25 protein-coding genes are annotated in these 26231 nt (G+C 70.3%); 15 read left to right on the forward strand and 10 right to left on the reverse strand.

Annotated features, from left to right (window positions below; translation table 11 throughout):
• The first annotated feature begins 15 nt into the window (after positions 1-15).
• Both SACCYDRAFT_RS11800 and SACCYDRAFT_RS11805 read left to right on the forward strand, forming a co-directional pair.
• The gene (locus SACCYDRAFT_RS11800) at positions 16-726 is read left to right on the forward strand and encodes a histidine phosphatase family protein (RefSeq protein ID WP_005456397.1); all 711 of its coding nucleotides are present in this window, start codon (positions 16-18) and stop codon (positions 724-726) included.
• Positions 727-728: 2 nt separating this feature from the next.
• Positions 729-2780, forward strand: a complete 2052-nt coding sequence (locus SACCYDRAFT_RS11805) for a M3 family metallopeptidase (RefSeq protein ID WP_005456398.1) — start codon at positions 729-731, stop codon at positions 2778-2780.
• Positions 2781-2803: 23 nt separating this feature from the next.
• On the opposite strand, the gene SACCYDRAFT_RS11810 is transcribed toward SACCYDRAFT_RS11805, so the two are convergent.
• A complete protein-coding gene (locus tag SACCYDRAFT_RS11810) occupies positions 2804-3544 on the reverse strand; it encodes a YwaF family protein (RefSeq protein ID WP_005456400.1) in 741 nt (246 codons plus the stop codon).
• A gap of 194 nt (positions 3545-3738) precedes the next feature.
• Positions 3739-4728, reverse strand: coding sequence for a malate dehydrogenase (locus SACCYDRAFT_RS11815; RefSeq protein WP_005456401.1), 990 nt, complete (start codon positions 4726-4728; stop codon positions 3739-3741).
• Positions 4729-4974: 246 nt separating this feature from the next.
• Here SACCYDRAFT_RS11815 and SACCYDRAFT_RS11820 point away from each other — a divergent pair, with 246 nt between their 5' ends.
• Positions 4975-6066, forward strand: coding sequence for a winged helix DNA-binding domain-containing protein (locus SACCYDRAFT_RS11820; RefSeq protein WP_005456403.1), 1092 nt, complete (start codon positions 4975-4977; stop codon positions 6064-6066).
• A gap of 15 nt (positions 6067-6081) precedes the next feature.
• Here SACCYDRAFT_RS11820 and SACCYDRAFT_RS11825 read toward each other — a convergent pair whose 3' ends face one another.
• Positions 6082-7386, reverse strand: coding sequence for a M20/M25/M40 family metallo-hydrolase (locus SACCYDRAFT_RS11825; protein WP_005456405.1), 1305 nt, complete (start codon positions 7384-7386; stop codon positions 6082-6084).
• Between the two features lie 53 nt (positions 7387-7439).
• On the reverse strand, positions 7440-8258 hold the full coding sequence (locus SACCYDRAFT_RS11830) for a M55 family metallopeptidase (RefSeq protein WP_005456406.1): 819 nt from the start codon (positions 8256-8258) through the stop codon (positions 7440-7442).
• A gap of 198 nt (positions 8259-8456) precedes the next feature.
• Here SACCYDRAFT_RS11830 and SACCYDRAFT_RS11835 point away from each other — a divergent pair, with 198 nt between their 5' ends.
• Genes SACCYDRAFT_RS11835 through mptB form a run of 5 tightly spaced genes read left to right on the forward strand, consistent with a single transcriptional unit; the run spans position 8457 to position 15433 of the window.
• Positions 8457-10214 (forward strand): ABC transporter substrate-binding protein, encoded by a 1758-nt coding sequence (locus SACCYDRAFT_RS11835; protein WP_408640305.1) that lies wholly within the window; start codon positions 8457-8459, stop codon positions 10212-10214.
• Positions 10211-11269: an ABC transporter permease gene (locus SACCYDRAFT_RS11840; RefSeq protein ID WP_005456408.1), complete on the forward strand. Its 1059-nt coding sequence runs from the start codon at positions 10211-10213 to the stop codon at positions 11267-11269. The genes SACCYDRAFT_RS11835 and SACCYDRAFT_RS11840 overlap by 4 nt, the downstream gene beginning before the upstream one ends.
• Entirely contained in the window at positions 11266-12147 is an 882-nt protein-coding gene (locus tag SACCYDRAFT_RS11845) for an ABC transporter permease (protein ID WP_005456409.1), read from the forward strand. Before SACCYDRAFT_RS11840 ends, SACCYDRAFT_RS11845 begins: the two co-directional genes overlap by 4 nt.
• A complete protein-coding gene (gene nikE / locus SACCYDRAFT_RS11850; RefSeq protein ID WP_005456410.1) occupies positions 12147-13805 on the forward strand; it encodes a nickel ABC transporter ATP-binding protein NikE in 1659 nt (552 codons plus the stop codon). The genes SACCYDRAFT_RS11845 and nikE overlap by 1 nt, the downstream gene beginning before the upstream one ends.
• Positions 13806-13819: 14 nt before the next feature.
• The gene (gene mptB, locus SACCYDRAFT_RS11855) at positions 13820-15433 is read left to right on the forward strand and encodes a polyprenol phosphomannose-dependent alpha 1,6 mannosyltransferase MptB (RefSeq protein ID WP_005456411.1); all 1614 of its coding nucleotides are present in this window, start codon (positions 13820-13822) and stop codon (positions 15431-15433) included.
• Here mptB and SACCYDRAFT_RS11860 read toward each other — a convergent pair.
• On the reverse strand, positions 15366-15812 hold the full coding sequence (locus tag SACCYDRAFT_RS11860; RefSeq protein WP_005456412.1) for a TIGR03668 family PPOX class F420-dependent oxidoreductase: 447 nt from the start codon (positions 15810-15812) through the stop codon (positions 15366-15368). The two genes, mptB and SACCYDRAFT_RS11860, sit on opposite strands and share 68 nt — an antisense overlap.
• A 106-nt stretch (positions 15813-15918) precedes the next feature.
• Between SACCYDRAFT_RS11860 and SACCYDRAFT_RS26335 the strand changes: the two genes are divergently transcribed.
• Entirely contained in the window at positions 15919-16089 is a 171-nt protein-coding gene (locus tag SACCYDRAFT_RS26335) for a hypothetical protein (protein WP_157606498.1), read from the forward strand.
• Positions 16074-16352, forward strand: a complete 279-nt coding sequence (locus SACCYDRAFT_RS11865; protein WP_043536412.1) for a hypothetical protein — start codon at positions 16074-16076, stop codon at positions 16350-16352. The genes SACCYDRAFT_RS26335 and SACCYDRAFT_RS11865 overlap by 16 nt, the downstream gene beginning before the upstream one ends.
• Here the strand turns inward: SACCYDRAFT_RS11865 and SACCYDRAFT_RS11870 are convergent.
• Entirely contained in the window at positions 16336-17256 is a 921-nt protein-coding gene (locus tag SACCYDRAFT_RS11870) for a S66 peptidase family protein (protein WP_005456417.1), read from the reverse strand. The two genes, SACCYDRAFT_RS11865 and SACCYDRAFT_RS11870, sit on opposite strands and share 17 nt — an antisense overlap.
• 15 nt (positions 17257-17271) lie before the next feature.
• The gene (locus tag SACCYDRAFT_RS11875; protein ID WP_005456418.1) at positions 17272-19209 is read right to left on the reverse strand and encodes a S9 family peptidase; all 1938 of its coding nucleotides are present in this window, start codon (positions 19207-19209) and stop codon (positions 17272-17274) included.
• Positions 19210-19292: 83 nt separating this feature from the next.
• On the opposite strand from SACCYDRAFT_RS11875, the gene SACCYDRAFT_RS11880 reads away from it, so the two are divergent.
• Positions 19293-19871 carry a DUF3090 domain-containing protein gene (locus SACCYDRAFT_RS11880; RefSeq protein WP_005456419.1) on the forward strand — a complete coding sequence of 193 codons (579 nt, stop codon included), beginning with the start codon at positions 19293-19295 and terminating at the stop codon, positions 19869-19871.
• 7 nt (positions 19872-19878) lie between these two features.
• Positions 19879-20682, forward strand: coding sequence for an SCO1664 family protein (locus SACCYDRAFT_RS11885; RefSeq protein ID WP_052309099.1), 804 nt, complete (start codon positions 19879-19881; stop codon positions 20680-20682).
• On the opposite strand, the gene SACCYDRAFT_RS11890 is transcribed toward SACCYDRAFT_RS11885, so the two are convergent.
• Positions 20679-21485 carry an alpha/beta fold hydrolase gene (locus tag SACCYDRAFT_RS11890; RefSeq protein ID WP_232283821.1) on the reverse strand — a complete coding sequence of 269 codons (807 nt, stop codon included), beginning with the start codon at positions 21483-21485 and terminating at the stop codon, positions 20679-20681. The genes SACCYDRAFT_RS11885 and SACCYDRAFT_RS11890 overlap by 4 nt on opposite strands.
• A gap of 216 nt (positions 21486-21701) precedes the next feature.
• Between SACCYDRAFT_RS11890 and SACCYDRAFT_RS11895 the strand changes: the two genes are divergently transcribed.
• From SACCYDRAFT_RS11895 to SACCYDRAFT_RS11905, 3 genes are all read left to right on the forward strand, one after another.
• Positions 21702-22511 (forward strand): DUF3097 domain-containing protein, encoded by an 810-nt coding sequence (locus SACCYDRAFT_RS11895; protein ID WP_005456423.1) that lies wholly within the window; start codon positions 21702-21704, stop codon positions 22509-22511.
• 79 nt (positions 22512-22590) lie between these two features.
• Entirely contained in the window at positions 22591-23022 is a 432-nt protein-coding gene (locus SACCYDRAFT_RS11900) for an NfeD family protein (protein WP_005456425.1), read from the forward strand.
• Positions 23023-23146: 124 nt separating this feature from the next.
• On the forward strand, positions 23147-24424 hold the full coding sequence (locus tag SACCYDRAFT_RS11905; protein ID WP_232283849.1) for an SPFH domain-containing protein: 1278 nt from the start codon (positions 23147-23149) through the stop codon (positions 24422-24424).
• A gap of 53 nt (positions 24425-24477) precedes the next feature.
• Here SACCYDRAFT_RS11905 and SACCYDRAFT_RS11910 read toward each other — a convergent pair whose 3' ends face one another.
• On the reverse strand, positions 24478-25350 hold the full coding sequence (locus SACCYDRAFT_RS11910; RefSeq protein WP_005456428.1) for an alpha/beta fold hydrolase: 873 nt from the start codon (positions 25348-25350) through the stop codon (positions 24478-24480).
• 45 nt (positions 25351-25395) lie between these two features.
• Positions 25396-26178, reverse strand: a complete 783-nt coding sequence (locus tag SACCYDRAFT_RS11915; protein WP_005456429.1) for an SGNH/GDSL hydrolase family protein — start codon at positions 26176-26178, stop codon at positions 25396-25398.
• Positions 26179-26231: the final 53 nt, after the last annotated feature.

Genomic DNA, 26231 nt, shown 5'->3' on the forward strand with positions numbered 1-26231 from the left:
CCGTAGGGTGGCGTCGTGGCTACTGTGATCCTGCTCAGACACGGCAGGTCGACGGCGAACAGTGCGGGCGTGTTGGCCGGACGCACCCCCGGCGTCGGTCTGGACGACACCGGCCGTGCCCAGGCGGAGGGGTTGGTGACGCGCCTGGCGGACGTGCCACTGGCTGCGGTGCTGACGTCGCCGTTGCTGCGGTGCAGGCAGACGGTGGCGCCGCTGCTGAAGGACCGACAGCTCCCACAGCGAACGGAAGCCCGGCTGTCCGAAGTCGACTACGGCGAGTGGGCGGGCAAAGAGCTCAAGGAGCTGGCCAAGCACCCGCTGTGGAAGGTGGTGCAGTCGCAGCCGTCGGCCGTGGTCTTCCCCGGCGGGGAGAGCCTCGCCCAGATGCAGACACGGGCCGTGCGGGCGATGCGGGAGCACGATGAGCGCATCACGGCCGAGCACGGTGAGCATTCGGTGTGGCTGGCGTGCACCCACGGCGATGTGATCAAGGCGGTGCTGGCCGACGCGCTCGGCCAGCACCTCGACCTGTTCCAGCGCACGGTCGTCGAGCCGGCGTCGGTGTCGGTGATCCGCTACACCGAGATCCGGCCGTTCGTGCTGCGGATGAACGACTGCGGGGGTGAGCTGAGCGGGATCGTGCCGCCCAAGCCGAAGCGGCGGCGCAGGGACGGCGGGCTCTCCTCCGACGCGGAGGTCGGAGGATCGACAGGACGAAAGGATTGATCGTGACGACTGCGGACAACCCGCTGTTGGCGGCGAGTGAGCTGCCGTACGAGCTGCCGCCGTTCGACCGGATCTCGGGCGAGCACTTCCTGCCCGCGTTCGAGGCGGGAATGGCGGAGCAGATCTCCGAGGTGGAGGCCATCGCGAACAATCCGGAGCCGCCGACGTTCGACAACACGATCGTGGCGCTCGAACGCTCCGGCGAGTTGCTCGACCGGGTCTCGGAGGTGTTCTTCAACCTCAACGCCTCCCACACCGACGACACCCTGCGGGCCGTGCACGCCGAGATCGCGCCGAAGCTGGCCACGCACTCGGACGCCATCCACCTGAATCCGGCGTTGTTCGCCCGCGTGGAGAGGCTGTACGAGGACGCCGACTCGCTCGGGTTGGACTCCGAGTCGGCGTGGCTGTTGCGCCGCTACCACCTGGATTTCGTGCGTGCCGGTGCGGCGTTGCCGGAGGCCGACCAGGAGCGGTTGCGGGAACTCAACACCGAGCTGTCGTCGCTGTCGACCCGCTTCCAGGACAACCTGCTGGCCGACACGAACGACCTCGCGGTCCTGGTGTCCGACCGCGAGGAGCTGGCGGGCCTGTCGGACGCGACGATCGCGGCGGCGGCCGAGGCGGCCACCGCCCGGGGTGAGGACGGCAAGTACCTGCTGACGCTGTCGTTGCCGACGGCGCAGCCGCTGCTGGCGTCGCTTGAGAACCGGGCGCTGCGAGAGCGGCTCTTCCGCGCTTCGGTGACGCGCGGCAACCGGGGCAACGAGCACGACAACAAGGCGGTGTTGACGCGGATCGCGCGGCTGCGGGCGGAGCGGGCCGCGCTGCTGGGTTATGCGAACCACGCCGAGTACGTGATCGAGGACCAGACGGCGGGCACGGCGCGGGCGGCCACGGAGCTGCTGCACCGGCTGGCCCCGGTGGCGGTGTCCAACGCCCGCGCCGAGGCGGCCGAGCTGGTCGAGGAGGTCGCGCGGTCCGGTTCGGACCATCCGCTGGAGCCGTGGGACTGGGCGTTCTACGCCGAGCGGGTCCGTAAGCGTCGGTTCGACGTCGACGACGCCGAGCTGCGCCCGTACTTCGAGCTGGACAGGGTGCTGCGGGACGGGGTGTTCCACGCCGCGACGAAGCTGTACGGGTTGACGTTCACCGAGCGTGACGACCTGCCGACCTACCATCCCGACGTGCGGGTGTTCGAGGTGTTCGACGCCGACGGCGGTCCGCTGGGGCTGTTCCTCGGCGACTACTACGCGCGTGACTCCAAGCGGGGCGGTGCGTGGATGAACTCCTACCGCGTGCCCTCACGGTTGTTGGACCGCAAGCCGGTGGTGGTGAACAACCTGAACATCACCAAGCCGCCGGCGGGCGAGCCGACGCTGCTGACCTTCGACGAGGTGGTGACGGCGTTCCACGAGTTCGGCCACGCCCTGCACGAGTTGCTGTCGGACACGCGGTACCCCACGTTGGCGGGCACGAGCGTGCCGAGGGACTTCGTGGAGTTCCCCTCGCAGGTCAACGAGATGTGGGTGTTGTGGCCGGAGGTGCTGGACAACTACGCCCGCCACCACCGCACGGGTGAGCCGTTGCCGCAGCATCTGGTGGAGAGGCTGCGGGAGTCGCGCACCTACGGCGAGGGCTTCGCGACGACGGAGTACCTGGCCGCGTCGCTGCTGGACCTGGCGTGGCACACGTTGGACGCCGACACGACGGTCGACGACGTGGCCGCGTTCCAGGCGCAGGCGCTGGAGAAGGCAGGAGTGGCGGTGCCGGAGGTGCCGCCGCGTTACGCCAGCACGTACTTCGCGCACATCTTCTGCAACGGCTACTCGGCGGGCTACTACTCCTACATCTGGAGCGAGGTGCTGGACGCCGACACGGTGGAGTGGTTCCGGGAGAACGGGGGCCTGACGCGGGAGAACGGCGACCACTTCCGGCGGGAGCTGTTGGCGCGGGGCGGCAGCAAGGACCCGATGGAGTCGTTCCGGACGTTCCGGGGGCGCGACCCGGAGATCGAGCCGTTGCTGAAGCGCCGGGGCCTGACGGGAGCGTAGCGGGGCCGGCGTGGGCGGCCGGGTCAGTTCGGCAGGTCGCCCACGCTGTCGCGATAGTGGTCCGAGCGCGTCCGTCGGGTCCAGGGCCACGTGAGCAGGGCCCAGGCGGCGAGGATGAGCATCACTTCGATCACGACGTACCAGGGCCAGGGGCCGAGGGCGTCGAGCACCGAGCCGGTGGCGGGTTTGCGGTTGAGGTAGCCGTAGTTGGTGCCCGTGACGCTGTTGAAGGCCATCGCGAGGACGGCCCAGCTCGCGGTGATTTTGACGGTGGTGCGGTAGTCGCGCCACGTGGGGTGCAGTCCCACGCCCCACGTGAGGTAGACGGCGGCCCATATCACGAGCAGGTGCAGGGCCCAGAACGCCAGGAACTCGTGGTGGGGGAAGTCGGGGGCGTCGAGCACGGGGGAGAACAGGGCCTGCGGGGAGAGTGTGAGGCACCAGTAGTAGGTGAGCGCGTAGGCCCAGCGGGTGTGGGTGAACAACGCGTACGCGGCGACGAAACCGGCGAGGTCGGACAGGTGTAGGGGGATGGTGTCGAGCAGGTCCCAGTCACGGGACGACACCGTGTAGCCGAGGGCGCCGACGTGGATGGTGAGGAGCACGGCGCCGAAGGTGCGGCTGGTGCGGCGTTCGGTGGGGGTGTGGCGGTGGGCTCGGCCTGTGAGGACGAGGGCGAGGCAACCGAGGGCGAACACGGCGAGCACCACCCAGTGGGAGAGGCCGTAGGCGGTGAACTGCTCCTGCGCTGTCGTCGCGTCCATGGCTGTGCCGTGATGGTCGCCTGTCGGGTGTCGCCCTTCCATCGTGGCAGCTGGGCGCGCTCCGCGACACCCGAGTTGTATAACGCCCTATACGTCTGGGCTTGAAAGGGCGGATTCTCCTTGGGCCGACCGAGACAACAAAGGGCCGTCTTCCCGAACGAATCGCTCAGGAAGATGGCCCTTGTCGACTCGACTCAGACGAGGCCGAGCTTGGTCACCGCGTCGCGTTCCTCGGAGAGCTCGGCGACGGAGGCGTCGATGCGGGCGCGGGAGAAGTCGTTGATCTCCAGGCCCTGCACGATCTCGTAGGAGCCGTTCTTGCAGACCACCGGGAACGACGAGATCAGACCCTCGGGGACACCGTAGGAGCCGTCGGAGGGCACGCCCATGGAGACCCAGTCGCCCTCGGGGGTGCCGTTGACCCAGTCGTAGACGTGGTCGATGGCGGCGTTGGCGGCCGACGCGGCCGACGACGCGCCCCTCGCCTCGATGATCTCGGCGCCACGCTTGGCGACGCGCGGGATGAACTCGTTCTCCAGCCACGCCTGGTCGTTGACGGCCTCGGCCGCGCTCCGGCCCTTGACCTCGGCGTTGAAGATGTCGGGGTACTGGGTGGCGGAGTGGTTGCCCCAGATGGTCATCTTCTTGACGTCGGACACCGGGACACCGAGCTTCTTGGCGAGCTGTGCGATGGCGCGGTTGTGGTCGAGGCGGGTCATCGCGGTGAACCGCTCGGCGGGGACGTCGGGCGCGTGGGCCTTGGCGATGAGGGCGTTGGTGTTGGCGGGGTTGCCCACGACGAGCACCTTGATGTCGTCGGCGGCGCCGGCGTTGATGGCCTCGCCCTGGGGCTTGAAGATGCCGCCGTTGGCTTCGAGCAGGTCACCGCGCTCCATGCCCTTGGTGCGGGGGCGGGCGCCGACGAGCAGGGCCACGTTGGTGCCCTCGAAGGCCTGCTTGGGGTCGTCGAAGATGTCGATGCCCGCCAACAGTGGGAAGGCGCCGTCCTCCAGTTCGAGGGCGGTACCCTCGGCCGCCTTCACCGCCTGCGGGATTTCCAGCAGTCGCAGCCGGACCGGCTTGTCCTGGCCCAGGAGCTGGCCGGACGCGATGCGGAACAGCAGCGCGTAGCCGATCTGGCCGGCGGCGCCGGTGACGGTGACGTTGACAGGGGCCTGCGTCATGACGTTCTCCTGCTGACGGTTTCAGTGCTTGTACCCGGGATGTTATCGGCCGTTCTCGCAGCGGGGCGGGTGCGTCACCTCACCTGAACCGATTGAGCGGTGTTGTCATGATCACCTCGTCCTGCGGTGGCGGTCCGCAACCTGCGTACGGGCGGTGAGGTCGCGGGCAAAGCGGTCAGGCAGCGTCCGCTTTGTTTGCGATCGTCGTCGTGTATTCCGGAAGCGACGCGGGAGGATTCGAAGTCGATGACCGTTCTGGACGCCCGGGCTCTGAACCGTGCGACGCTGGCCCGGCAGTTGCTGCTCGAGCGCGCCGAGCTGCCTGTCCGCGAGGCCGTCGCGCATCTGTGTGGTCTTCAGGCGCAGGAGCCGCAGGAGCCGTTCGTGGGGCTGTGGTCGCGGCTGCGTGCGTTCGATCCGGCGGTGCTGGACGAGTTGTTGGTCGGTCGGCGGGTGGTGAGGACTCACCTCATGCGCCGCACTGTTCACCTGCTCACCGCGGACGACGCCGTGGCGTGGCGGGCGCGGCATGATGCGATGCTGCGCCAGCGGGTGCTCGGCGTCTATCGCCGTGAGCTCGACGGGGTGGATCTCGACGCGTTGGCGGCGGCGGGCCGGGAGGTGCTGGCCGACGGTGAGCCCCGGTCGACGAGGGAGATCGTCGAGGCGCTCGCCGACCGCTGGCCCGGTGTGGCGGCGAGGGCGCTGGGCGAGATGGTGGTCGCCGTTGTCCCGGTGGTGCAGAGACCGCCGCGTGGGTTGTGGCGTACGTCGGCGGGTGTGCGTCACGTGCTTCTTTCCTCGTGGGTGGGTCGTGAGGTGGACCCGCTGGTGGGGGATGGTTCGGATCCGGTGGGGAAGTCGTTGGTGCGGCGGTACCTGGCCGCCTTCGGTCCTGCGGCGTCGGCCGATCTGCGCGCGTGGTGTGGGCTTGCCGGTCTGCCCGCTGCGGTGGCCTCGATACGGGAGGAGCTCGTCGTTTTCCGCGACGAGCGGGGTCGTGAGTTGCTCGATCTTCCCGGTGCTCCGCGTCCTGGTCCTGACACGCCTGCTCCGGTGCGGTTTCTGCCCGCGTTCGACAACGCGCTTCTCGGTTACCGCGATCGCGGGCGGATCGTCGATGACGTCCATCGTGGATTGTCGGTGGCCGGTGAACGGGTTGTTCTGGTCGACGGGAGGGTCGCTGCGACCTGGAGGGTCGGGGAGGGAGCGGTGGTCGTCACTCCGTTGCGGCGCTTGTGCCGGGACGAGCGTGTCGCTGTGGTGGAGGAGGGTCGGGAGTTGGCGGCGTTTCTGTCCGGTGGCGACGGTCACGACGTCCGGGTGGAGAGGTCGTGACCGTCGTTTGCCGGGTCAGGCGTGGAGGAGCAGGTGTTCCAGCACGCGTGTGCCGAAGCGGAGGCCTTCGACGGGGACGCGTTCGTCGACGCCGTGGGCCATGGCGCGGTAGTCGAATCCTTCGGGTAGCCACAGTGGGGCGAAGCCGTAGCAGTCGATGCCGAGTTGGCTGAAGGCTTTGGCGTCGGTGCCGCCGCCGAGGCAGTAGGGCACGACGACGGCGTCGGGGTCCTGGGAGTGGAGGGCGTTGCTCATGGCGTCGAACCACGGCGAGTCCACGGGGGCCTGGACGGGCAGGCTGCGGGAGAGGAACTCACGTTCGACGTCGGGGCCGATGAGGGCGTCCACCTGGGACAGGAGGGTGTCTTCGGTGCCGGGGAGGACGCGGCCGTCGACGCGGGCTTCGGCGGTGCCGGGGATGACGTTGACCTTGTAGCCGGCGGTCAGGACGGTGGGTGTGACGCTGTTGCGGACGGTGGATTCGACGAGGGGGGCGGCGTCGCCGAGTCTGTCGAGGGTGGTGTCGATGTCGTGGAGGTCGATGTCGACGCCGAGGGCTTTTCCGGTGCGTTGGAGGAACGCCTCGACGGTGGGGGTGAGGACGACGGGCCAGTCGTGGGCGGCCAGGGCGTGGAGTGCGGTGACGAGGCGGGTGACGGCGTTGGCGTCGTTGCGGCGGGAGCCGTGTCCGGCGCGGCCTCGGGCGGTGAGTTTGAGGTGGGCGGTGCCGCGTTCGGCGGTGCCGATGGGGTAGAGGCGGATTTTGCGGCCGTCGGTGGCGCGGACGTGGTAGGTGTAGCCGCCGGATTCGCTGATGGCGGCGGCGCAGTCGGCGAAGAGGTCGGGGTGGTGTGTGGTGAGCCAGTGTGCTCCGTGTTCGCCGCGGTCTTCTTCGTCGGCGACGAAGGCGAGGACGATGTCGCGGCGGGGGCGGCGTCCGGTGGTGGCCAGTGAGTGGACGGCGGCCAGGACGGTGGCGCAGAAGTCCTTCATGTCGACGGCGCCGCGGCCCCAGACGTAGCCGTCGGCGACGGTGCCGGAGAACGGGTCGACGGTCCATTCGCCTGCGTCGGCGGGGACGACGTCGAGGTGGCCCTGGATGAGGAGTGGGGGTAGGTCGGGGTTGTCGCCGGGGACGCGGGTGACGACGTTGGCGCGCCGGGGTGCGGATTCGAGGATGGTGGGTTGGAGTCCGGCGTCGGCGAGGGTGGTGCCGCAGAATTCGGCGGCTTCGCGTTCTCCGCGTGCGTCGCCGGCTCCGTGGTTGGTGGTGTCGATGCGGATCAGTTGTGCGCAGAGATCCACGACGTCGGCTGTCACTGTGGGTTACACCGCCTTTGTGGGGTTGCCTGTGGTGTGGGGTTGTGGGTGTGTCAGCCGTATTTGCCTTGGACGGCGCCGTCGGCGATGGCGGTGACGATCTTGAAGGCTTTCATGGCGTCGGTCATGGTGTCGGCGTCGAAGCCGACGGTGCGGACGCCGGTCTGTTCGACGGTCGGGATGACGGCGGCCGCCTGGGCGAGGTGGCTGGCGTCGAATTCGACGTCGATGTGGTGTGCTGTTGTGGTGGGGTTTCCCCGTCCGGCGTGGCGCATGCTCGTGGTGGCGGCGGCGGTGAGGTCGGCGGCGGTGCGGGAGGGTGGGAGGCAGACGGCGGCGTAGCGGCTGACGCATTGTTTGACGGCGACGACTTCGGCGTCGGGTGCGTAGTCGTGGGCGTCGTCGCAGGTTTTGTCGTCGCCGCTGACGAGGAGGACGGGTACGCCGTATTCGGCGGCGAGGGCGGCGTTGAGGCGGCCTTCGCTGGCGGGGACTCCGTCGAGCCAGACGCCGGTGATCTGGTTGGGCAGGTAGGTGTGGGAGAGCACGCCGTCGCAGCCTGCTCCGGCGTGGTAGCCGAGGAAGACGACGCCGTCGACGCCGGTGTCGATGCCCTCCATCATCGACAGTGGTTTGTGGCGGCCGGTGAGCATGTGGGCGCGGGGGTCGAGGTCTTCGAGGAGCACGTTGCGTTGGGAGGAGTGTGCTTCGTTGACGAGGATGTCGGTGGCGCCGCCGTCGGCGAGGCCTGCGATGACGGCGTTGACGTCGCCGGTGAACAGGCGTCGGAAGCGTTGCCATTGTTCGGTGCCGGGGACGACGTCGTCTGTCCAGGTGACACCGGTGGCGCCTTCCATGTCGGCGGAAATCATGATTCTCACGGGTGTCCAACCTAGCCGCGATGTCACAGGTTGCACACCGGTGACAGCAAATCGTTGACATTATGCGGTGGGGAGTGGTTACTTTTCCGCTTCGGCATCCTCTCGGAGTGCAGTGAGGTGTACACAGTGAGTTGGTCTGGCTTTCGGCGTCGGGTCGCGTCCTTGGGCGCGGTTGCCGCGGCGTTGTTGATGGTCGGGTCGCTGGCGCCCGTGGCCGTGGCGCAGGAGCGGTCTCCTCGGGTGTTGCGGGTGGCGTTGGTGCAGGAGATCGATCATCTCAACCCGTTCACGGCCAGTTTCGCGTCGAGCACGATGGTGGGCCGGTTCGCGTGGGAGTTCCTGACGCTGCCGTCGTCGGAGGACGCGACGCCCACGGGTGGTGTGGCGGAGTCGTGGGAGGCGTCGGAGGACAAGCTCACGTGGACGTTCACGATCCGGGAGGGGATGACGTGGTCGGACGGTGAGCCGGTGACGGCGCACGACGCCGCGTTCACCTTCAACAAGATCATGTCCGATCCGAAGGCGGCGGAGGCCAACGGCGGATATGTGGAGAACTTCGAGAAGGTCACCGCGGCGGACGACCGCACGCTGGTGATCGAGACCAGGGAGCCGCAGGCGAGCATGACGGCGCTGGACGTGCCGATCGTGCCGGAGCACGTGTGGTCGAAGGTCGGGGACATGCACGACCCGGCCACGGACGGCATCGACGTGGTGGGTGTCGGTAGTGGGCCTTTCCTGATCGCGGAGTACCGGCCGAACGAGATCGTGCGCATGAAGGCGAACGAGAGCTACTGGCGGGGCGCTCCGGCCTACGACGAGTTGCACTTCATCAAGTTCGAGAACGCCGACGCGGCGGTGAACGCGCTGCGCAACGGTGAGGTGGATTTCATCAACCGGCTCACGCAGGCGCAGTTCGACAGTCTGAAGAACGAGCCCGGGGTGGAGACGAACCAGGCGTCCGGGCGGCGGTACCGGGAGTTGTTGATGAACCCGGGTGCGCGTAACGCCGAGGGTGACGAGATCGGTGACGGGCACCCGGCGTTGCGGGACGTGAAGGTGCGTCGGGCGATCGCGATGGCGATCGACCCGAAGGTGCTGGTGGAGAAGGTGCTCGGCGGTTACGGCGAGTTGCCGGGTGGGTTGGTGCCGCCGATCTACGCGGACTTCCACTACGAGCCCACCGACGACGTGCGTTACCGGTTCGACCCACAGGCGGCGAACGCGCTGCTGGACGAGGCGGGTTACGAGCGCGGTCCGGACGGTGTCCGGGTGGATTCGCAGGGCAGGCGGCTGGAGTTCCGGTTGACCGGTCGCGCCAGTGAGGACTATGCGCAGCGCGCGAGTGACTACCTGGTGTCGTGGTTGAAGGACGTCGGTATCGCGGTGACGAAGAACCTGGTGTCGGACAACGAGGTGGACGAGACGACGTCGTCGGGTCACTACGATCTCGCGTTCTCGGGGTGGGGCACGAACCCGGACCCGGACTACATCCTGGGCAAGCAGACGTGCGCGGCGCTGCCGGCGTCGTCGGGCAGCAGCAGTAGCAACGCGTTCTTCTGCGACGAGACCTACGACGAGTTGTACTACCGGCAGGCGGCGGAGCTGGACCCGGCCAAGCGGGCGGAGCTGGTGAAGCAGGCGCAGGCCCGCTACTACGAGATGGTTCCGAGTCTGGTGCTGGGTTACGACAACGTGTTGGAGGCCTACCGGTCGGACCGGTTCACCGGCTTCGTGCAGCAGCCGGAGGGTGAGGGCCAGATCATGGAGCAGACCGGTTACTGGGGCTTCTACGGTGCCAAGCCGGTGGAGGCCACGGCCGGTGGCGACGGTGACTCGGGCCTGTCGGCGGGGGTGTGGGTCGCGCTGGGTGCGGGTGCGCTGGCGTTGGTGGCCGTCGGGGGCACCGTGGTCGTGCGTCGCCGGTCCTCGATCGACGACAGGGAGTGACGTCGGCCGTGACGTTGACGTCGTCCGATGCCGCGCCGGGTCCGGGCCGTGAGGGTTCGGATCGGCGCGGTGCCGCTGACGGGGGCTCGGTAGCTTCGACGGTCCGTTTCGTCGCGGTGAAGCTGGGTGGGGCGCTGGCGAGTTTCGCGCTGGTGGTGGTGCTCGGGTTCCTGCTGTTCCGGATGATCCCGGGTGATCCGGTGGCGACGATGACGCGGGACCGGCCCACGAGCCCGGAGCAGTTGGCCGCGTTGCGGGAGCGGCTCGGGGTGGACAAGCCGATGCCGGAGCAGTTCCTGGACTACGTGCTGGGGCTGTTGCGGGGTGATCTGGGCACCTCCTACATGTACAACCGGCCGGTCGCGGAGATGATCGGTGAGCGGTTCTGGCCGACGCTGTTGCTGGTGGGCACGGCGACGGTGCTGGCGGTGGCGCTCGGGTTGTGGTTGGGGGTGCGGGCGGCGTGGCGGCGCGGCAGCGCGTTCGACCGGGTGAACACCGGGGTGGCGTTGACGTTGTGGTCGGTGCCGCAGTTCTGGCTGGGGCTGCTGTTGTTGATCGCGACGCAGGGGTTGTTCCCGAGCCGGGGGATGCGGTCGCCGGTGATTCCGGACGATCCGGTGGCGCAGGTGCTCGACGTGGCCCATCACCTGGTGTTGCCGTGTGTGACGTTGCTGGCGGTGATCTACGCGCAGTACATGCTGGTGATGCGGTCGTCGCTGCTGGAGGAGATGGGCGCGGACTATCTGACGACGGCGCGGGCGAAGGGCCTGCGTGACGATCTGGTGCGCAAGCGGCACGCGGTGCCGAACGCGTTGTTGCCGACGGTGACGTTGGTGTTCCTGCAGTTCGGGATGGTGGTGTCGGGCACGGTCACGGTGGAGACGGTGTTCTCGTGGCCGGGGCTGGGCCTGTTGACGTACGAGGCGTTGCGGGGCCCGGACCTGCCGTTGTTGCAGGGCGTGTTCGTGGTGCTGGCGGGATCGGTGCTGGTGATGAACCTGGTGGCCGAGTTGCTGTACCGGGTGCTGGACCCGAGGGTGCGTGAGTCATGACCTCTCCTGTGTGGCAGCGGCGGCGGGCGGCGGCCGTCTCGGTGTGGACCGCTTTCCGCCGCGAGCGTGGTGGCCTGGTGGGGCTTTGTGTGCTCGCGGCGGTGGTGGTGCTGGCGGTGACGGCGCCGTTGTTCACGAACGAGGCGCATCTGGACGTCACCACCGCGCCGGGGACCCCGTTGCAGCCGCCGAGCCTGGAGTTCCCGTTGGGCACCGACGTGGACGGCCGCTCGGTGTTGCTGCTGACGCTGTGGGGCGCGCGGGTGTCGCTGCTGGTGGGGTTCGCGGCGACCGTGCTGTCGGTGGTGATCGGCACGCTGGTGGGTCTGGTGGCGGGGCACTTCGGCGGGTGGGTGTCGGCGGTGCTGTTGCGGTTCACCGACTTCTTCCTGGTGCTGCCGTCGCTGGTGCTGGCCATCGCGCTGTCGACGGTGTTGCCGCAGGGCGTCGCCACGATCGTGCTCGCGGTCGGGGTCACGTCGTGGCCTGCGACGGCGCGGTTGGTGCGGGCGCAGACGTTGACCATCGAGAGCAGACCGTTCGTGGAGCGGGCTCGCGCGCTCGGCGGCGGGCACGGGCACGTGCTGGGGCGGCACGTGCTGCCCGCGGTGCTGCCGCTGGTGCTGGCGAACACGACGTTGGTGGTGGGGAACTCGATCATCGCGGAGTCGACGCTGGCGTTCCTCGGGTTGGGTGATCCGAGCGCGGTGTCGTGGGGTTCGATGCTGCAGACGGCGTTGTCGTCGGGGTCGGTGAGCGCGGGTGCGTGGTGGTACCTGTTGCCGCCGGGACTGGCGATCGTGGTGATCGTGTTGTCGTTCACGCTGGTGGGTCGGGCGCTGGAGACGGTGCTGAACCCGAGGTTGAAGGGACAGTGATGACGCCGACCACGTCCGAGTCACCGGAGTCGGAGACGCCCCTGCTCCGGTTGCGTGACCTGGGGGTCACCTACCGCACCTCGGGTGGGGAGGTGCCCGCGGTGCGGGACGTGAACCTCACGTTGCGGGCGGGTGAGACGCTGGGCATCGCGGGCGAGTCCGGGTCGGGCAAGTCGACCGTGGCGATGAGTGTGCTGCGGCTGCTGCCGAAGTCGGCGACCGTGACCGGTGAGGTGCTGCTGGACGGCGAGGACGTCAACACCATGCGGTGGGGGCGGCTGCGGGCGATGCGGTGGTCGTCGGCGTCGATCGTGTTCCAGGGCGCGATGCACGCGCTGAACCCGGTGCGCACGGTCGCCGAGCAGATCGCCGAACCGATCCGGCTGCACACCACCGCGAACGGGGCCACGAAGGACCGGGTGGCGGAGTTGCTGCGGCAGGTCGACCTGCCACCGGAACGCGCGGGCGCCTACCCGCACGAGTTGTCCGGTGGGCAGAAACAGCGCGTGATGATCGCGATGGCGTTGGCGTGCGAGCCTAAGTTGATCGTGGCCGACGAGCCGACCACGGCGTTGGACGTGGTGGTGCAGGACCAGGTGCTGCGCCTGCTGAGCGAGCTGGTGGCGCAGCGCGGCATCGGACTGATCATGATCAGCCACGACCTGGGGGTGCTGGCGCAGACCTGCGCGCGGACCGCGGTGATGTACCGGGGTGAGATCGTGGAGGAAGGGCCGTCGGTCGAGGTGTTCGGTCAGCCCCGCCACGAACACACGCGCGCGCTGGCCGCCGCGATCCACCGGATCGGCGACCCGGACACCCGGATGGTCACTGACCGTGAGACCAGGAGCGGTGACGCGGAGGGAGCGGGTGGTGAACTTCTGGCCGCCCGGGACCTTGTGGTGACGTTCCGTGATCGTTCGCGGCGGGTGGTGCGCGCGGTCGACGGGGTCGATCTGGGGGTGCGGCCCGGCGAGATCGTGGCGCTGGTCGGGCAGTCCGGGTCGGGCAAGACCACGCTGGCGCGCACGCTGCTGGGGTTGCAGCGGCCGACGTCGGGGTCGGTGCTGTTCGACGGGGCGCTGTTGCCGACGTCGGTGTCGGGGCTGCGCTCCTACCGGCGGCGGGTGCAACTGGTGTTGCAGGACCCCACCAGCGCGCTGAACCCGCGGCACACGGTGTACGAGGCGGTGGCGGAGGGCCCCCGCATCCACGGCCTCGCCGGCGCCGAACGGGACATCGTCGTCGCGGCGTTGGAGGCCGCCGAGCTGCGGCCGGCGGAGAAGTTCCTGTCGCGCCTGCCGCACGAGTTGTCCGGCGGGCAACGGCAGCGCGTGGTGATCGCGGGAGCGTTGGCGTGCGAGCCCAGCGTGCTGATCGCCGACGAACCGGTGGCCTCACTCGACGCGACGGTGCGCAACGAGATCCTGGCGCTGTTGCTGCGGCTGCGGCAGGACCTCGGGCTGGCCGCGCTGGTGATCACCCACGATCTCGGGCTGGCGTGGGCCATCGCCGACCGCGTGGCGGTGATGCGGCACGGCCGCATCGTCGAACACGGACCGGTGGAGAAGGTGCTGCTCAACCCGCGGCACGAGTACACCGGTTCGCTGCTGGAGGCGTTGCCGACACCTTCGGCGAGCGCATTCCGTCGCGGTGTGTAACCTCAGAACGCAGTATGGCCACCACGACCGATTCCGCGCCGAGCGCCGAGACGCCCGCGGAGGAGACCGCAGGAGCACGGGCTGAGGCCCGTGCCGGGGAAACGGCTCGTTTCCCGTACCGCACGATCGCGATGGGTGTCATCGGCAGTGTGGTGCTGATGCTCGCGTCGCTGGGCGCCGGGGGCATCCTCGTGCGCGACCCGGTCATCGGGGCCGGGCCACTGTCGTGGATGCGTTACGGCCACGGGCACGCACTCGCCACCACCGTGCTCTACGTCGGTTTCGGACTGGTGGTGTGGGCGTGGGTGCGGTTGGGCCGGTACGCGCTCGCGGGCCGCATCGGCACCAGACCCATCGTCGTCGCCGCGTTCGCGTGGATGGCGCCGCTGCTGATCGCGCCGCCGCTGTTCACGCGGGACGTGTTCTCCTACCTCGGGCAGGGGGCGCAGCTGCTGCACGGGCTCGACCCGTACGACTACGGGCCCGCCGCGCTGGACGTGTTGCCCGACGTGGTGCAGAACGTGCACCCGCTGTGGCAGACCACCCCCGCCCCGTACGGGCCGTTGTTCCTGCTGGTGGCCGAGAACATCGTCGGCGTCACCGGCAACAACATGATCGCCGGGGTGATCCTGACCCGGGTGGTGCTGCTGCTGGGGCTGGCCGGGATGCTGTGGGCGCTGCCGAAGCTGGTGCGCCACCTCGGCGGGCGGCTGCCGGTGACGATGTGGCTGGCCGTGGCCAGTCCGATGACGGTGATCCACCTGGTCGGTGGCCCGCACAACGACCTGCTGATGCTGGCGTTCCTCACCGTCGGCGTGTGGGCCGCGCTGGAACGCAAACACGCGCTCGCCATCGCGCTCGTCACGGTGGGCATGCTGATCAAGCCGACCGCGGCGGTGGCGTTGCCGTTTTTGGTGTGGGTGTGGGCCAACCACCTGCCACGCGAGGAGAGTCTGTTCCGGCGGTTCGTCAAGGCGGTCACCCCGTCGTTGGCGATCTTCGCGGTGGTGTTCACGGCGGGCACGTGGGTGTCGCTGGGCTCGTTCAACCTGGGCTGGGTCGCCGGCCTGCAGGCACCCCAGATCATCGCGAACTGGCTGAACTTCCCCACCGGGCTCGGCGAGATCGCGCACACCCTGGTCAACCTCGTGGTCGACGTGCCGGTGTCGCCGTTCGTCACCGTGGCGCGCGGCCTGGCGTGGGTGGCGCTGTCCGCGGTGATGGTGTGGCAGTGGTGGCTGGCCCGCAACGGCGGGAGGGAAGCCATCCTGCGCATGGGTGTCACGCTGCTCGCGGTGGCGGTGTTCTCGCCGCCGACGCTGCCGTGGTACCTGACGTGGGGCTTCGTGATCCTGTCGGCGTTCCCGTGGCGGCGCGTGCACCTCGCCGTCGTGGTGGCCGTGTCGATGTTCCTGGTGCTGGTGTACTACCCGACCGGGGAGCAGAGCCTCTACGACTGGTGGTTCATCATCGGCGTGATCGCCGCCAGCCTCTACGGTGCCGCCTCACTGCTCAAGCCCGACCCGCTCGGCCTGATCGGGGTGTGGCGGCGACAGCCGGTCACCGCGGCGAGTGAGACCGATCCGGGACAGGCTGAGGGGCCGCCGACCAGCCGCGCCACGTCCTGACCCGCACCCGCACCACAGGCCCGCCGGGTGGGGTGCGCGCGTACTGCTCGTACTTCGCCACCAGTACCGCCACCGCCGACTCGTCCTCTACGCCAGTGACGGTGGCGTGCCCGTCGACGCGCACCCACCACAACCTCGACCAGTCCTCGTCGTAGTGGTCCACCAGCAGCGACACGTTGGGTTGCGCGGCGATGTTGCGCAACCGGCGCAGCGCCGTCGTCGTCTTCGGCTTCGCGTCGACGGCCCACACCACGTCGTCGCCATCGAGGGCGAACGTCACCGGCACCAGGTGCGGGACCCCGTCGGCGCCCGCGGTGGCCAGGCGAGCCACCCGCGCCGACGCGAACAGCCGCCGCGCCGTCGCCACGTCCATGCGCATACCCGCGAGCGTAGGCGGGTCGCCACCAGCGGGGTCGCCCGAACGCACCGGACGGGTCTGCCGTATGGGGTGCGATCAGACACCGATGATGGTGGGTCCTTGACGGATGAGGGAGGCTGCGCGGCGCGAGTTGGCGCGGATGCGGGACTCGCCTGCTGTATGGCGTGAGCTGCGCTACGAGCGGGCCACGGGTGCCGACGGCGACGACGGCGATGACTGCGACGGAAACGCGGTGCGGTGGGCGAAGGTGCTGTGGGCGTTTTGGCCGGGTCCGTAGAGGGCGAGTTGGCCGAGGCGGTGTTCGTCGAGGCGGACCGTCAGGCACGCGACGTGCCCGGCTTGCCCCTGCTGGTGTTGCGGGCCGCCGCCGAAGCCGCCGGCAAGGTCGGTGACCAGGCCGTCGCGGAGCACTACCAGAAGCTCCGCGACGCCGAGCGGCAACGGATCGACGCCGCGCTCGCCCGAAAACAGGACGCCAAACCCCGCAGCCGAGGCGTCCTGCGCTGCCGGAGCCGGAGCGGCCTCACACCCCTGCTGTGACGGTGAGGGTGCCCGTGTCGGCGTCGAGTTCGGAGGGCACCCCCAACGGCACCGCGAGCGCACCCGGGTGGTGTCCGATGTTCAGCCGCCACACCGTCGGCACCCCGAGCGAGGCCAGCCGGTCGCGCAGCACCTCCCGCACGACGTCGCAGTCGACCCCGCAGTCGGTCCACGACCCGAGCGCGAGCCCGGCCACCCCGTCGAACCAGCCCGCGCGCAACAGCTGGGTCAGCATCCGGTCGATGCGGTAGGGCTCCTCGCCGATGTCCTCCAGCACCGCGATCGCGCCGCGCGCCGGGCGGAACTCCGGGCTGCCGACACTCGCCGCGAGCACCGTGAGGTTGCCGCCCACGAGCACGCCACGGGCATGGCCGGAACGCAGCGTCTCCGCCTTCGGACTGGTCAGCTGCCGCGCGCCGGGCGGGTCGAACAACGCCACCCGCAGGTGTTCGGCGGCCACCGGGTCGAAGTAGGCGGTGGCCGGCATCGACGCCAGGAGTGTCGGGGTGCCCACGTGGGCGGCGATCGCCGCGTGCAGGGCTGTCGCGTCGCTGGCCCCGGCGAACACGGTGGGTTCCGCGTGGCGCAGCGCGTCCCAGTCCACGAGCTCGATCATGCGCTGGCTGCCGTAGCCGCCGCGGGCGGCGATCACCGCGGTCACGTCCGGGTCGAGCCAGGCGCGTTCGAAGTCACGGGCGCGGTCGGAGTCGGTGGCCGCGAGGTAGTCCAACGTCGGGTGGCGGGTGCGCACGGTCGCGCCGAGCCGCACCCGCAGGCCCCAGGACTCGAGTGTCGCGACCCCGCAGCGCAGCGCGTCGGTGTCCACCGGGCCCGCGCACGCCACGAGCGCCACGGTGTCCCCCGGCCGCACCGGCCGCACCAGTCCGGGCACGCTCACCTCCACGTCCGCCTCCTCGTGTCAGTGCCGCAGCTCCACAGGCGGCACCTCCGGGGTGGCAAAGCCGAACACCTGCCCGTAGAAGGCGAGTTCGGTGCGCAGGGCGGTCACGATCGTCTCCGCCTTGCGGAAGCCGTGCTGTTCGCCTTCGAACGTCACCAGCGCGTGCGGGATGCCGCTGCCGTGCAGGGCGGCCACGAACCGTTCGGCCTGTTCGGGCGGGCAGATCTCGTCCTCCAATCCCTGGAGCAGCAGGACGGGACCGGCGAGCGAGTCGAGGTTGTGCACAGGTGAGCGGGCCGGGTAGCGGCCGTCGGTGTCCGGCAGCGGCCCCACCAGGCCCTCGACGTAGCGGGACTCGAAGTCGTGGGTCTCGCCGCCTGCGCTGCTCCAGGGCAGCAGGTCCAGAATGGGGTACCTCGCGGTGGCGGCGCGGTAGGTGCGCACCGAGGTGATGGAGGCGGCGGCGGTGAACCCGCCCGCGCTGCCGCCCCGGATCGCCAACCGCTGCGCGTCGGCGAGTCCCTCGTCGGCCAGCGCCCGCGCCACGGCGGCGCAGTCGGCCACGTCGACCACACCCCACCGGCCTCGCAGTCGTTCGCGGTAGCGCCTGCCGTAGCCGGTGGAGCCGCCGTAGTCCACGGCCACCACACCGATCCCTCGGCTGGTGAAGTAGGCGAAGTCCAGGTCGAGCACCGCGTGGTTGCGCCCGGTGGGACCGCCGTGGACGTGCACCAGGTACGGCGGTTTCTCCCCGTCGGGGCCGGTGTGGTCGGGATTGTGCGGCGCGTACACGTAGGCGGGGACGCGGCTGCCGTCGTCGGCGGTGAACGATCGCACCTGCGGCACCGGCAGGTACTGCGCGGGCGGGGTCGGCGGCGGGTCGGTCAGGTCGGCCACCGTGCCGTCGCGCAGATCGACCCGCACCACGGTCGCGCCACGCCGCGGACCCGCCGCGACCCCCACCACGCCGTCGCCGTGGCGTGCGAGTGTCGGTGTCCACGCGGTGAGTTCCTCCGTCGGCCAGGTGAGCGTTCCGGTGACCTCGTCGAGCACCCCGAGGCCGTGCGCGGTGAGCACGGCGTGCCTGCCTCCGCCGAGCGCGGCCGACCACCGCGACCCCAGCTTCCACAGCGGGCCGCCCATCTCCGCCTCGACCGTCGTCAACGGTGTCAGGGACGTCCGGTCACCGTCGAGGGTGAGCCGGTGCGGTACCCACCAGCCGTCCGGGTCGGCGATCACCAGCAGCGCGCCCGGCCCGTCCCAGTCGAGCTGGCACACCGACACCCCGTCGCCGCCCGCCACGACCCGGTGCGGCCCGAACGTGCCGTCAGCGGTCACCTCGGCCACGCACAACGACGTCGAGTCCCACGGCATGGCGGGGTGGTCCCAGCCCAGCCACGCGGCGTGACGACCGTCGGGGGAGAGCTGCGGCGCGGTGAGGAAGTGGTGCGACGCGGCCAGCACCCGCGGCTCACCGCCGGACAGCGGCACCGCCACCAGATCGCGTGCCACGTCGGTGCGTCCCGCGCCGGTCACCCGCTCGCGCACCGCCCACACCTCACCGGCAGGGCCCGGCCGCAGATCGGCGAACCGCACCCCGTGCGGGCGGTCGGGTCGCGGGGTGAGCGCCGTGACGGCACCGTCACGCAGATCCCGCGCGTACACGCGCTGGTCGTCCCAGTGCGTGAACACCAGCAGGTCACCGACCACCAGCCACGGGCGACCGCCGTACTCGTGCACGCGGTTGCGGGCGTTCCACGGCGCGGGCAGCACCTCCTCGGTCGCGCCGTCGAGGAAGCGCATCACCGCCACCCGCCCGTTCTCCGCGGGCCGCGACTCCGCCCACCACACCGCGTCGTCCACGACGTCCACCCAGTGCGGGGTGACACCGGCCGCGGCGACGTCGTGCGCACTGATCGGGGACTTCCAACTGCCGTAGGGCGCGATCGAAGGCATTGCGCCAGCCTAGAAGATCTTGCGTGAGACTCCAGCCCCCGAACGCGCTCGATCGGGGGAGTTGGCATAGGGTCGTAGGTGCCATGGCTCGTGTCATTCACGTTTTCCGTCAACCCGACCGCTTCGTCGCGGGCACCGTCGGGCAACCCGGCGACCGCACGTTCTACCTCCAGGTCCGCGAGGACACGCGCACGATCAGCGTGACGATCGAAAAGCAGCAGGTCGCGGTGCTGGCCGAGCGGTTGACGTCGTTGCTGGAGGAGATCGCCAGCCGGTTCGGAGCCGACATCGGCGACGAGGCCGACGACGAGGTCGTCGACAACGACCCCCTCGACGTGCCCGTGGAGGAGGAGTTCCGGGTCGGCACGATGGGGCTCGGCTGGGACGCCGAGAGCAAGGCAGTGGTGATCGAACTGCTCGCGATCACCGAGACGGAGATCGACGAGGCCGTCGTGCTCGACGACACCGAGGAAGGACCCGACGCCGTGCGGGTGTTCCTCACCCCCGTCGCCGCCCGCGCGTTCGCCGTCCGCGCCGACCGTGTCGTCAACGCAGGCCGGAAACCCTGCCCGCTGTGCGGGGAACCACTCGACCCGGCCGGGCACATCTGCCCCCGCCAGAACGGATACCGGCGCGGCGCCGAGCTGGCCGACGAGGACTGACCGCGCGTTGGTCGAGCACGTGCAGGCGAGCGACCCCGCGGCCCTTGAACTGGTCGCGCACGGCACGCTGGACGTGGAGGGGCGGCTCGTGGACGCCTCCAACCTCACCCTGTTCTGCACCGTCGAACTCGACGGGCTCACCGCGGGCGCCGTGTACAAGCCGGTGGCGGGGGAGCGGCCCCTGTGGGACTTCCCCGACGGCACGCTCGCCGGGCGGGAGACCGCCACCTACCTGATCTCGGACACCATCGGTCTGGGCCACGTGCCCCCGACCGTGCTGCGGGACGGGCCCTTCGGTGAAGGCATGGTGCAGCTGTGGGTCGACACCGCCGACGACGACCTCGTCGAGGTGTGCCCGCTCGACGAGGTGCCCGAAGGGTGGCGGGTCGTCCTGCACGCCCACGACGCCGACGGCAACCCCGCCGTACTCGCCCACGCCGACCACCCCGGTGTCCGGGAACTCGCCGCGCTCGACGTGGTCGTCAACAACACCGACCGCAAGGGCGGGCACGTGCTGCACGGCGCCGACGGCCTCGTCTACGGCGTCGACCACGGCGTCTGCCTGCACACCGACCCGAAACTGCGCACGGTGCTGTGGGGCTGGCTCGGCGAACCGCTGCCCGACGACATGGTCGACAAACTCCGCAAACTGCGCTTCGCCCTCGACCACGACCTCGGGGCGGCACTCGAGCCGCACCTGACGGCAGCCGAGATCCACGCGGTCGCCGAGCGGGCCGACGCCCTCCTGGCAGCCGGTGTCTTCCCCGCGCCCGGCCAGGACTGGCGAGCCCTGCCCTGGCCGCTGTTCTAGCCGTCCACGAGAGCCGCGACCGCGTCCGGGCGCTCGTCGGTGACGAAGTGCCCGGCGTCGTCCACGACCCTCACCTCCACACCGAGCGCACGGCGCACGTGCGGTGCGAGGCGGCTCGGTGGGAGGAACACGTCCGCCGCCCCCACCGCGACGGTGCGCCGCACGTCCCGGTCCGGCACCGGCAGCAGCCCCGGATCGGCGCTCGACCGCACGTGCCGGGCCACCAGCGTCATCCACTCGACCAGTTCGGCGCGCGGACGGTTGCCGGGGGCGTGCATCACCCGCAGCAACCGCCGGCTGCCGGAGTCCGCTCGCCGGACCACCCAGCCCGCCGCCGCCAGCGCCACCCCGGGAGTGACCCGCAGCGGCACCACACCGGCGGGGGACAGCAGCACCTGCTGCTCGACCTGCGGTGCCGGGCACGCCAGCGCGACCGCCGCGCCGAGCGAGTGCCCGAGCACCGTCACCGGGCCGTGGGTGACCTTCTCGATCACCTGCCCCAACCAGCGGCCGTACCAGGCGAGCCGGTCGGTGGCCGGAGGCCGGTCGCCGCTGCTCAGGCCGGGCTGGCCGGGCAGGTCCACCGCCACCACACGACACCGGCGGCCCAGCGCCGCGACCAGCGGGTACTGCACGGCCGCGCAGGTGTTCGTGCCCGGAACGACCACCACCGTGCGGTCCCCGTGGCCCGCCGTCACCGCGTGCGTCACCGCACCGTCGACCGTGATCTCGTGTCGTTCGTGCGTCAGCGGCCACGCGTCGAGCCGATCCCGGCACCAGCGCGCGACCGCGTCACGGCCCACGGATGTGCGATAGATCGAGAGATTCCCCGGGGATGAGGCAGTGCGCCGGTGAGGCATGTGCGAGGTCACGTCCGTTCGTGTTGGCTCCGGTATCTCGACGCCGACCAGACTTCCCGGCACACCGGTGATCACCGTAGCGCCCCGCCCCCGGACGTGACAGCCCGGCCCGGCGTGGCGGCGAGCGCCCGGCGCCCACGCCGACTACGGTCACAGCCCGTGCGTTCCCACTCGTATGACGACGTGCTGGCCACGTCGCGCCGCAGGCGGCAGGTTCCCCGGGTGCCCGCCGAGCCCGGGCTCGTGGTCGAGGAAGCGGCGGGCGGGTTCTGCGGCGCGGTGGTGCGCTGCGAACCCGGCGGTGTCGTGCTCGAGGACCGCCACGGCCGCCACCGGGTGTTCCCGTTCGGGCCCGCCGCGTTCCTGCTCGACGGTGACCCCGTCACGCTCGTACCGCCCCGCGTGACGGCTCGCGCCGCGCCGTCACGCTCGGCGTCCGGCTCCGTGCGCGTCGACGGGTTGCGCGCCCGCGTCGCCCGCGGCTGTCGCATCTGGGTGGAGGGCCTGCACGACGCCGAACTCGTCGAGCGCGTGTGGGGCCACGACCTGCGGGTGGAGGGCGTGGTCGTCGAACCCCTCGACGGTGTGGACGGCCTCGCCGAGCGGATCGCCGCGTTCGACCCGGCTCCGGGCAGGCGACTCGGGGTGCTGGTCGACCACCTGGTGGAAGACAGCAAGGAGTCCCGGCTCGTGGCCGCGATCGACCACGACCACGTACTCGTCACCGGACACCCCTACGTCGACGTGTGGCAGGCGGTGAAACCCGCGAGTGTCGGCATCACCGCCTGGCCCACCGTGCCCAGGGGACAGGACTGGAAGACCGGGGTGTGCTCAGTACTCGGCTGGGGCGAACCGGGCGAGGGCTGGCGGCGCGTGCTCGCGGGGGTGCGCAGCTTCCGCGATCTGGAAACACCCCTGCTGGGCGCGGTCGAACGGCTGATCGATTTCGTCACCGAAGACACGCCGTGACGCCCGCGACGAGATAACGGCTGGGACACGGCCTGCGCGCTACTCGGTGTAGTGATCGCCGATCTGGGAGCATAAGCCCATGACAGCGGCCATCATCTGGCTCATCGTCGGACTCGTCCTGGTCGCGGCCGAGGTGCTCTCCGGGGACTTCGTTCTCGTGATGCTCGGCATCGGAGCACTGGCCGGAGCAGGCTCCGCGGCGCTGAGCGGCAACCCGATCGTCGACGTGCTCGTGTTCGCCGCCTCCTCCGCCGCGCTCCTCATCCTGGCCAGGCCCGCCCTGAAACGCCGGTTCCTCGCCGGGACGGGCGTGCGCACGAACACCGAGGCGCTGTTGGGCACCAGCGCGGTGACGATCTCCGTGGTGGACAGCGCCGGCGGTCAGGTCAAACTCGCCGGCGAGGTCTGGTCGGCGCGCAGCCTGACCGAAGCAGAAGTGATCGAGCCCGGGACCACGGTGACGGTCGTGGAGATCTCCGGCGCGACCGCCGTCGTCTCGGCCGCACCCTGACATCGCCCCCACGCGGTGTCCACAACCGAACGGCAGTTAGGAGAGGGTCTTGGAAGACGCGACAACATGGATCGTGGTCGCCGTCATCGCCCTGTTCGTGATCATCACGATCGCGAAGGCCTTGATGGTGGTTCCACAGGCACAGTCGGCGGTCATCGAAAGACTCGGCCGGTTCCGCACGGTCGCCGGCCCAGGACTGAACTTCCTGGTGCCGTTCCTCGACAAGGTGCGCGCCCGCGTGGACCTGCGGGAACAGGTCGTGTCGTTCCCGCCCCAACCGGTGATCACCCAGGACAACCTCACCGTCTCGATCGACACGGTGGTGTACTTCCAGGTCACCGACTCGCGCGCGGCGGTGTACGAGATCTCGAACTACATCGTGGGTGTCGAGCAGTTGACCACCACCACGCTGCGCAACCTGGTCGGCGGCATGTCGCTGGAGGACGCGCTCACCTCGCGTGACCAGATCAACAACCAGTTGCGCGGCGTGCTCGACGAGGCCACCGGCCGGTGGGGGATCCGCGTGGCGCGGGTCGAACTGAAGGCGATCGACCCGCCGCCCTCCATCCAGGACTCGATGGAGAAGCAGATGCGCGCCGACCGCGAGAAGCGCGCCATGATCCTCACCGCCGAAGGTGAGCGGGAAGCCGCCATCAAGACCGCCGAGGGCCAGAAGCAGAGCCAGATCCTCGCCGCCGAGGGCTCCAAGCAGGCGGCCATCCTGTCCGCCGAGGCGGAACGGCAGTCCCGCATCCTGCGCGCCCAGGGTGAGCGCGCCGCCCGTTACCTGCAGGCGCAGGGGCAGGCCAAGGCCATCGAGAAGGTGTTCGCCGCGATCAAGGCCAGCAGGCCCACACCGGAAGCGCTGGCCTACCAGTACCTGCAGACCCTGCCGCAGATGGCGCAGGGCGACGCCAACAAGGTGTGGCTGGTGCCCAGCGACTTCGGCAAGGCACTCGAAGGTTTCGCCCGCCAGTTCGGGGCCAAGGGCGACGACGGCGTGTTCCGCTACGAACCGCCCGCCGAGGAGACCCCCTCACCGTCGATGGACGACGAAGAAGTGTCGGCGTGGTTCGACACCTCCACCGACCCGAAGGTCGCCGAAGCGGTGCGCGAAGCCGAGGCCGTCGCCCGGCAGGAGGTGCCCAGCCCCCTGAACACCGGTGGCTCCACTCCGCCGGCGGTGTCCGCGCTGAAGGGCGACCGACCGGCAGGCCCGCCTCAGGCCCACGACCAGGAGCGGACCACCGAAACCACGCCACCGCAGGCACCGCCGCCTGCCGCGCCTCCGCAGCCCCCGGCCGGTGGGGCGCCGTTCACAGGCCCGCAGCAGGGCGGCTACCCGCCCCCGCAGCAGGGCGGACCGATGCCGCCGCAGGGCCCGCCCTTCGGACGGCAGTGACCCACTGACGTGGTGGTGCGGGCCGGTACGCCGCCGCCCGCACCACCACGCCCTCAACCGCGTGCCCGGCCGAAGAATTCGCTCAGCGCGGCGGCCAGCTGCTGCGGCGCTTCCTCAGCCATGTGATGGCCGGACTCGATACCGTGGCCCCGCACATCAGGCGCCCACGTTCTCCAGATCTCCACCGGATCGCCGTACAGGTCCTCGAGGTCGTCCCGCAACGACCACAGGATCAGCGCCGGACACCGCACCCGCACCCCGGCTGCCCGGTCGGCTTCCTCGTGCCGACGATCCACCGTCAGACCTGCCCGGTAGTCCTCCAACATGTCCCGCACCACGTCAGGGTTACGGGTGGCGGCACGCCACTCCTCGTAGTTCTCGCGGCCCATCCGTTCCGGATCGCCCCGATACCAGCTGTCAGGATCGGCATTGATCACGCGTTCGGGGATCTCCGGCTGGGCGAAGAAGAACCAATGCCACCACTGCGTCGCGAACGTCGCATCGACGCGGGACAGGTGCTCACTGAGGGGCAGGCAGTCCAGCAGAGCCACCCGCGACACCGCGTCGTGGTGATCGAGTACCAGGCGCAGCGCGACCGCCCCACCCCGGTCGTGGCCTGCGACCACGAACCGGTCGTGCCCCAGGGCGCGCATCACCGCCACCAGATCGTTCGCCACCGCACGTTTGGAGTAGCCGACGTGATCGGGTGTGGGTGCCGGCCCCCGCGAGCGGCCGTAGCCCCGCAGGTCCGGACACACCACCGTGAACCCCCGATCGACCAGCAGGGGAGCGACCCTGTGCCACGTCGCGGACGTGCGGGGATGGCCGTGCAGCAACAGCACCGCGGGCGAGCCCTGCCCGCCGTGACGGACGAAGATCGACGCGTCCTCGACGGGGACGAACGTGGCCTCGAAGTTCTCGAACACCGCCCCACGGTGCCACGAAGATCAACGCCTCGCGAGCCGAGCGGATCAGTTCCGGACCGCGGCCTCCCCGAGAACCACCGGCGCGAGACTCGGCCGTTTCGGCCGCAACCCGTCACCCGAGGACGCACCGCGTAACCGCCTGCCGATCCACGGCAACGCGTGCTCCCGAGCCCACCGCAGGTTCTGCGCCCGCTGCTGCGCCCGGCTCAACACCACCGCCTCACCCAGCGGGGTGGGGGAGATGCCGTGCTCGACACCCAGCGTGTCCAGCACCGTCGCCGCGATCAGCACATGCCCGTGGGTGTTGAGGTGGATCCGGTCCGCCGACCACAACCGCCGGTCCCGTAACGCCCGCAGCGCCCACATGTCCACCACCAGCGCGCCGTGCCGGGCCGCGATCAACCGCACATGCTCGTTGTACACCGCGGTGCGGCCCCGCATCCGCCGGAAGATCGGGTCCTCCACACCGTCGACCCCGGTGAACAGCACCACCGTGGCTCCCGTGGCCGCCAACCGCTCCACGGCTACGTCGTAGTCGTCGCACAACGCGTCGACGTCGACCTTCGGCCGCATCAGATCATTCCCACCCGCATACAACGTCACCAGATCGGGCTTCATCTCCAGTGCGGGCTCCAACTGCTCGGCCAGCACCTGATGCAACAACCGCCCCCGGATGGCGAGGTTGGCGTAGACGAACCCCTCGTGCGCGTGGGCCAACTGCTCGGCGACCCGGTCAGCCCATCCGCGCACCGCATTGGGGGAGGAGGGGTCGTCGTCACCGACCCCTTCGGTGAACGAGTCACCCAGAGCAACGAAGCGGGAAAACATGAACGAAACTCTAGCGACGGGGCGGCTGTGGGCCCGCGCACGCTCAGCCCGGC

It is taken from the genome of Saccharomonospora cyanea NA-134 (genome assembly GCF_000244975.1).
In the GTDB taxonomy this organism is placed as follows: domain Bacteria; phylum Actinomycetota; class Actinomycetes; order Mycobacteriales; family Pseudonocardiaceae; genus Saccharomonospora; species Saccharomonospora cyanea.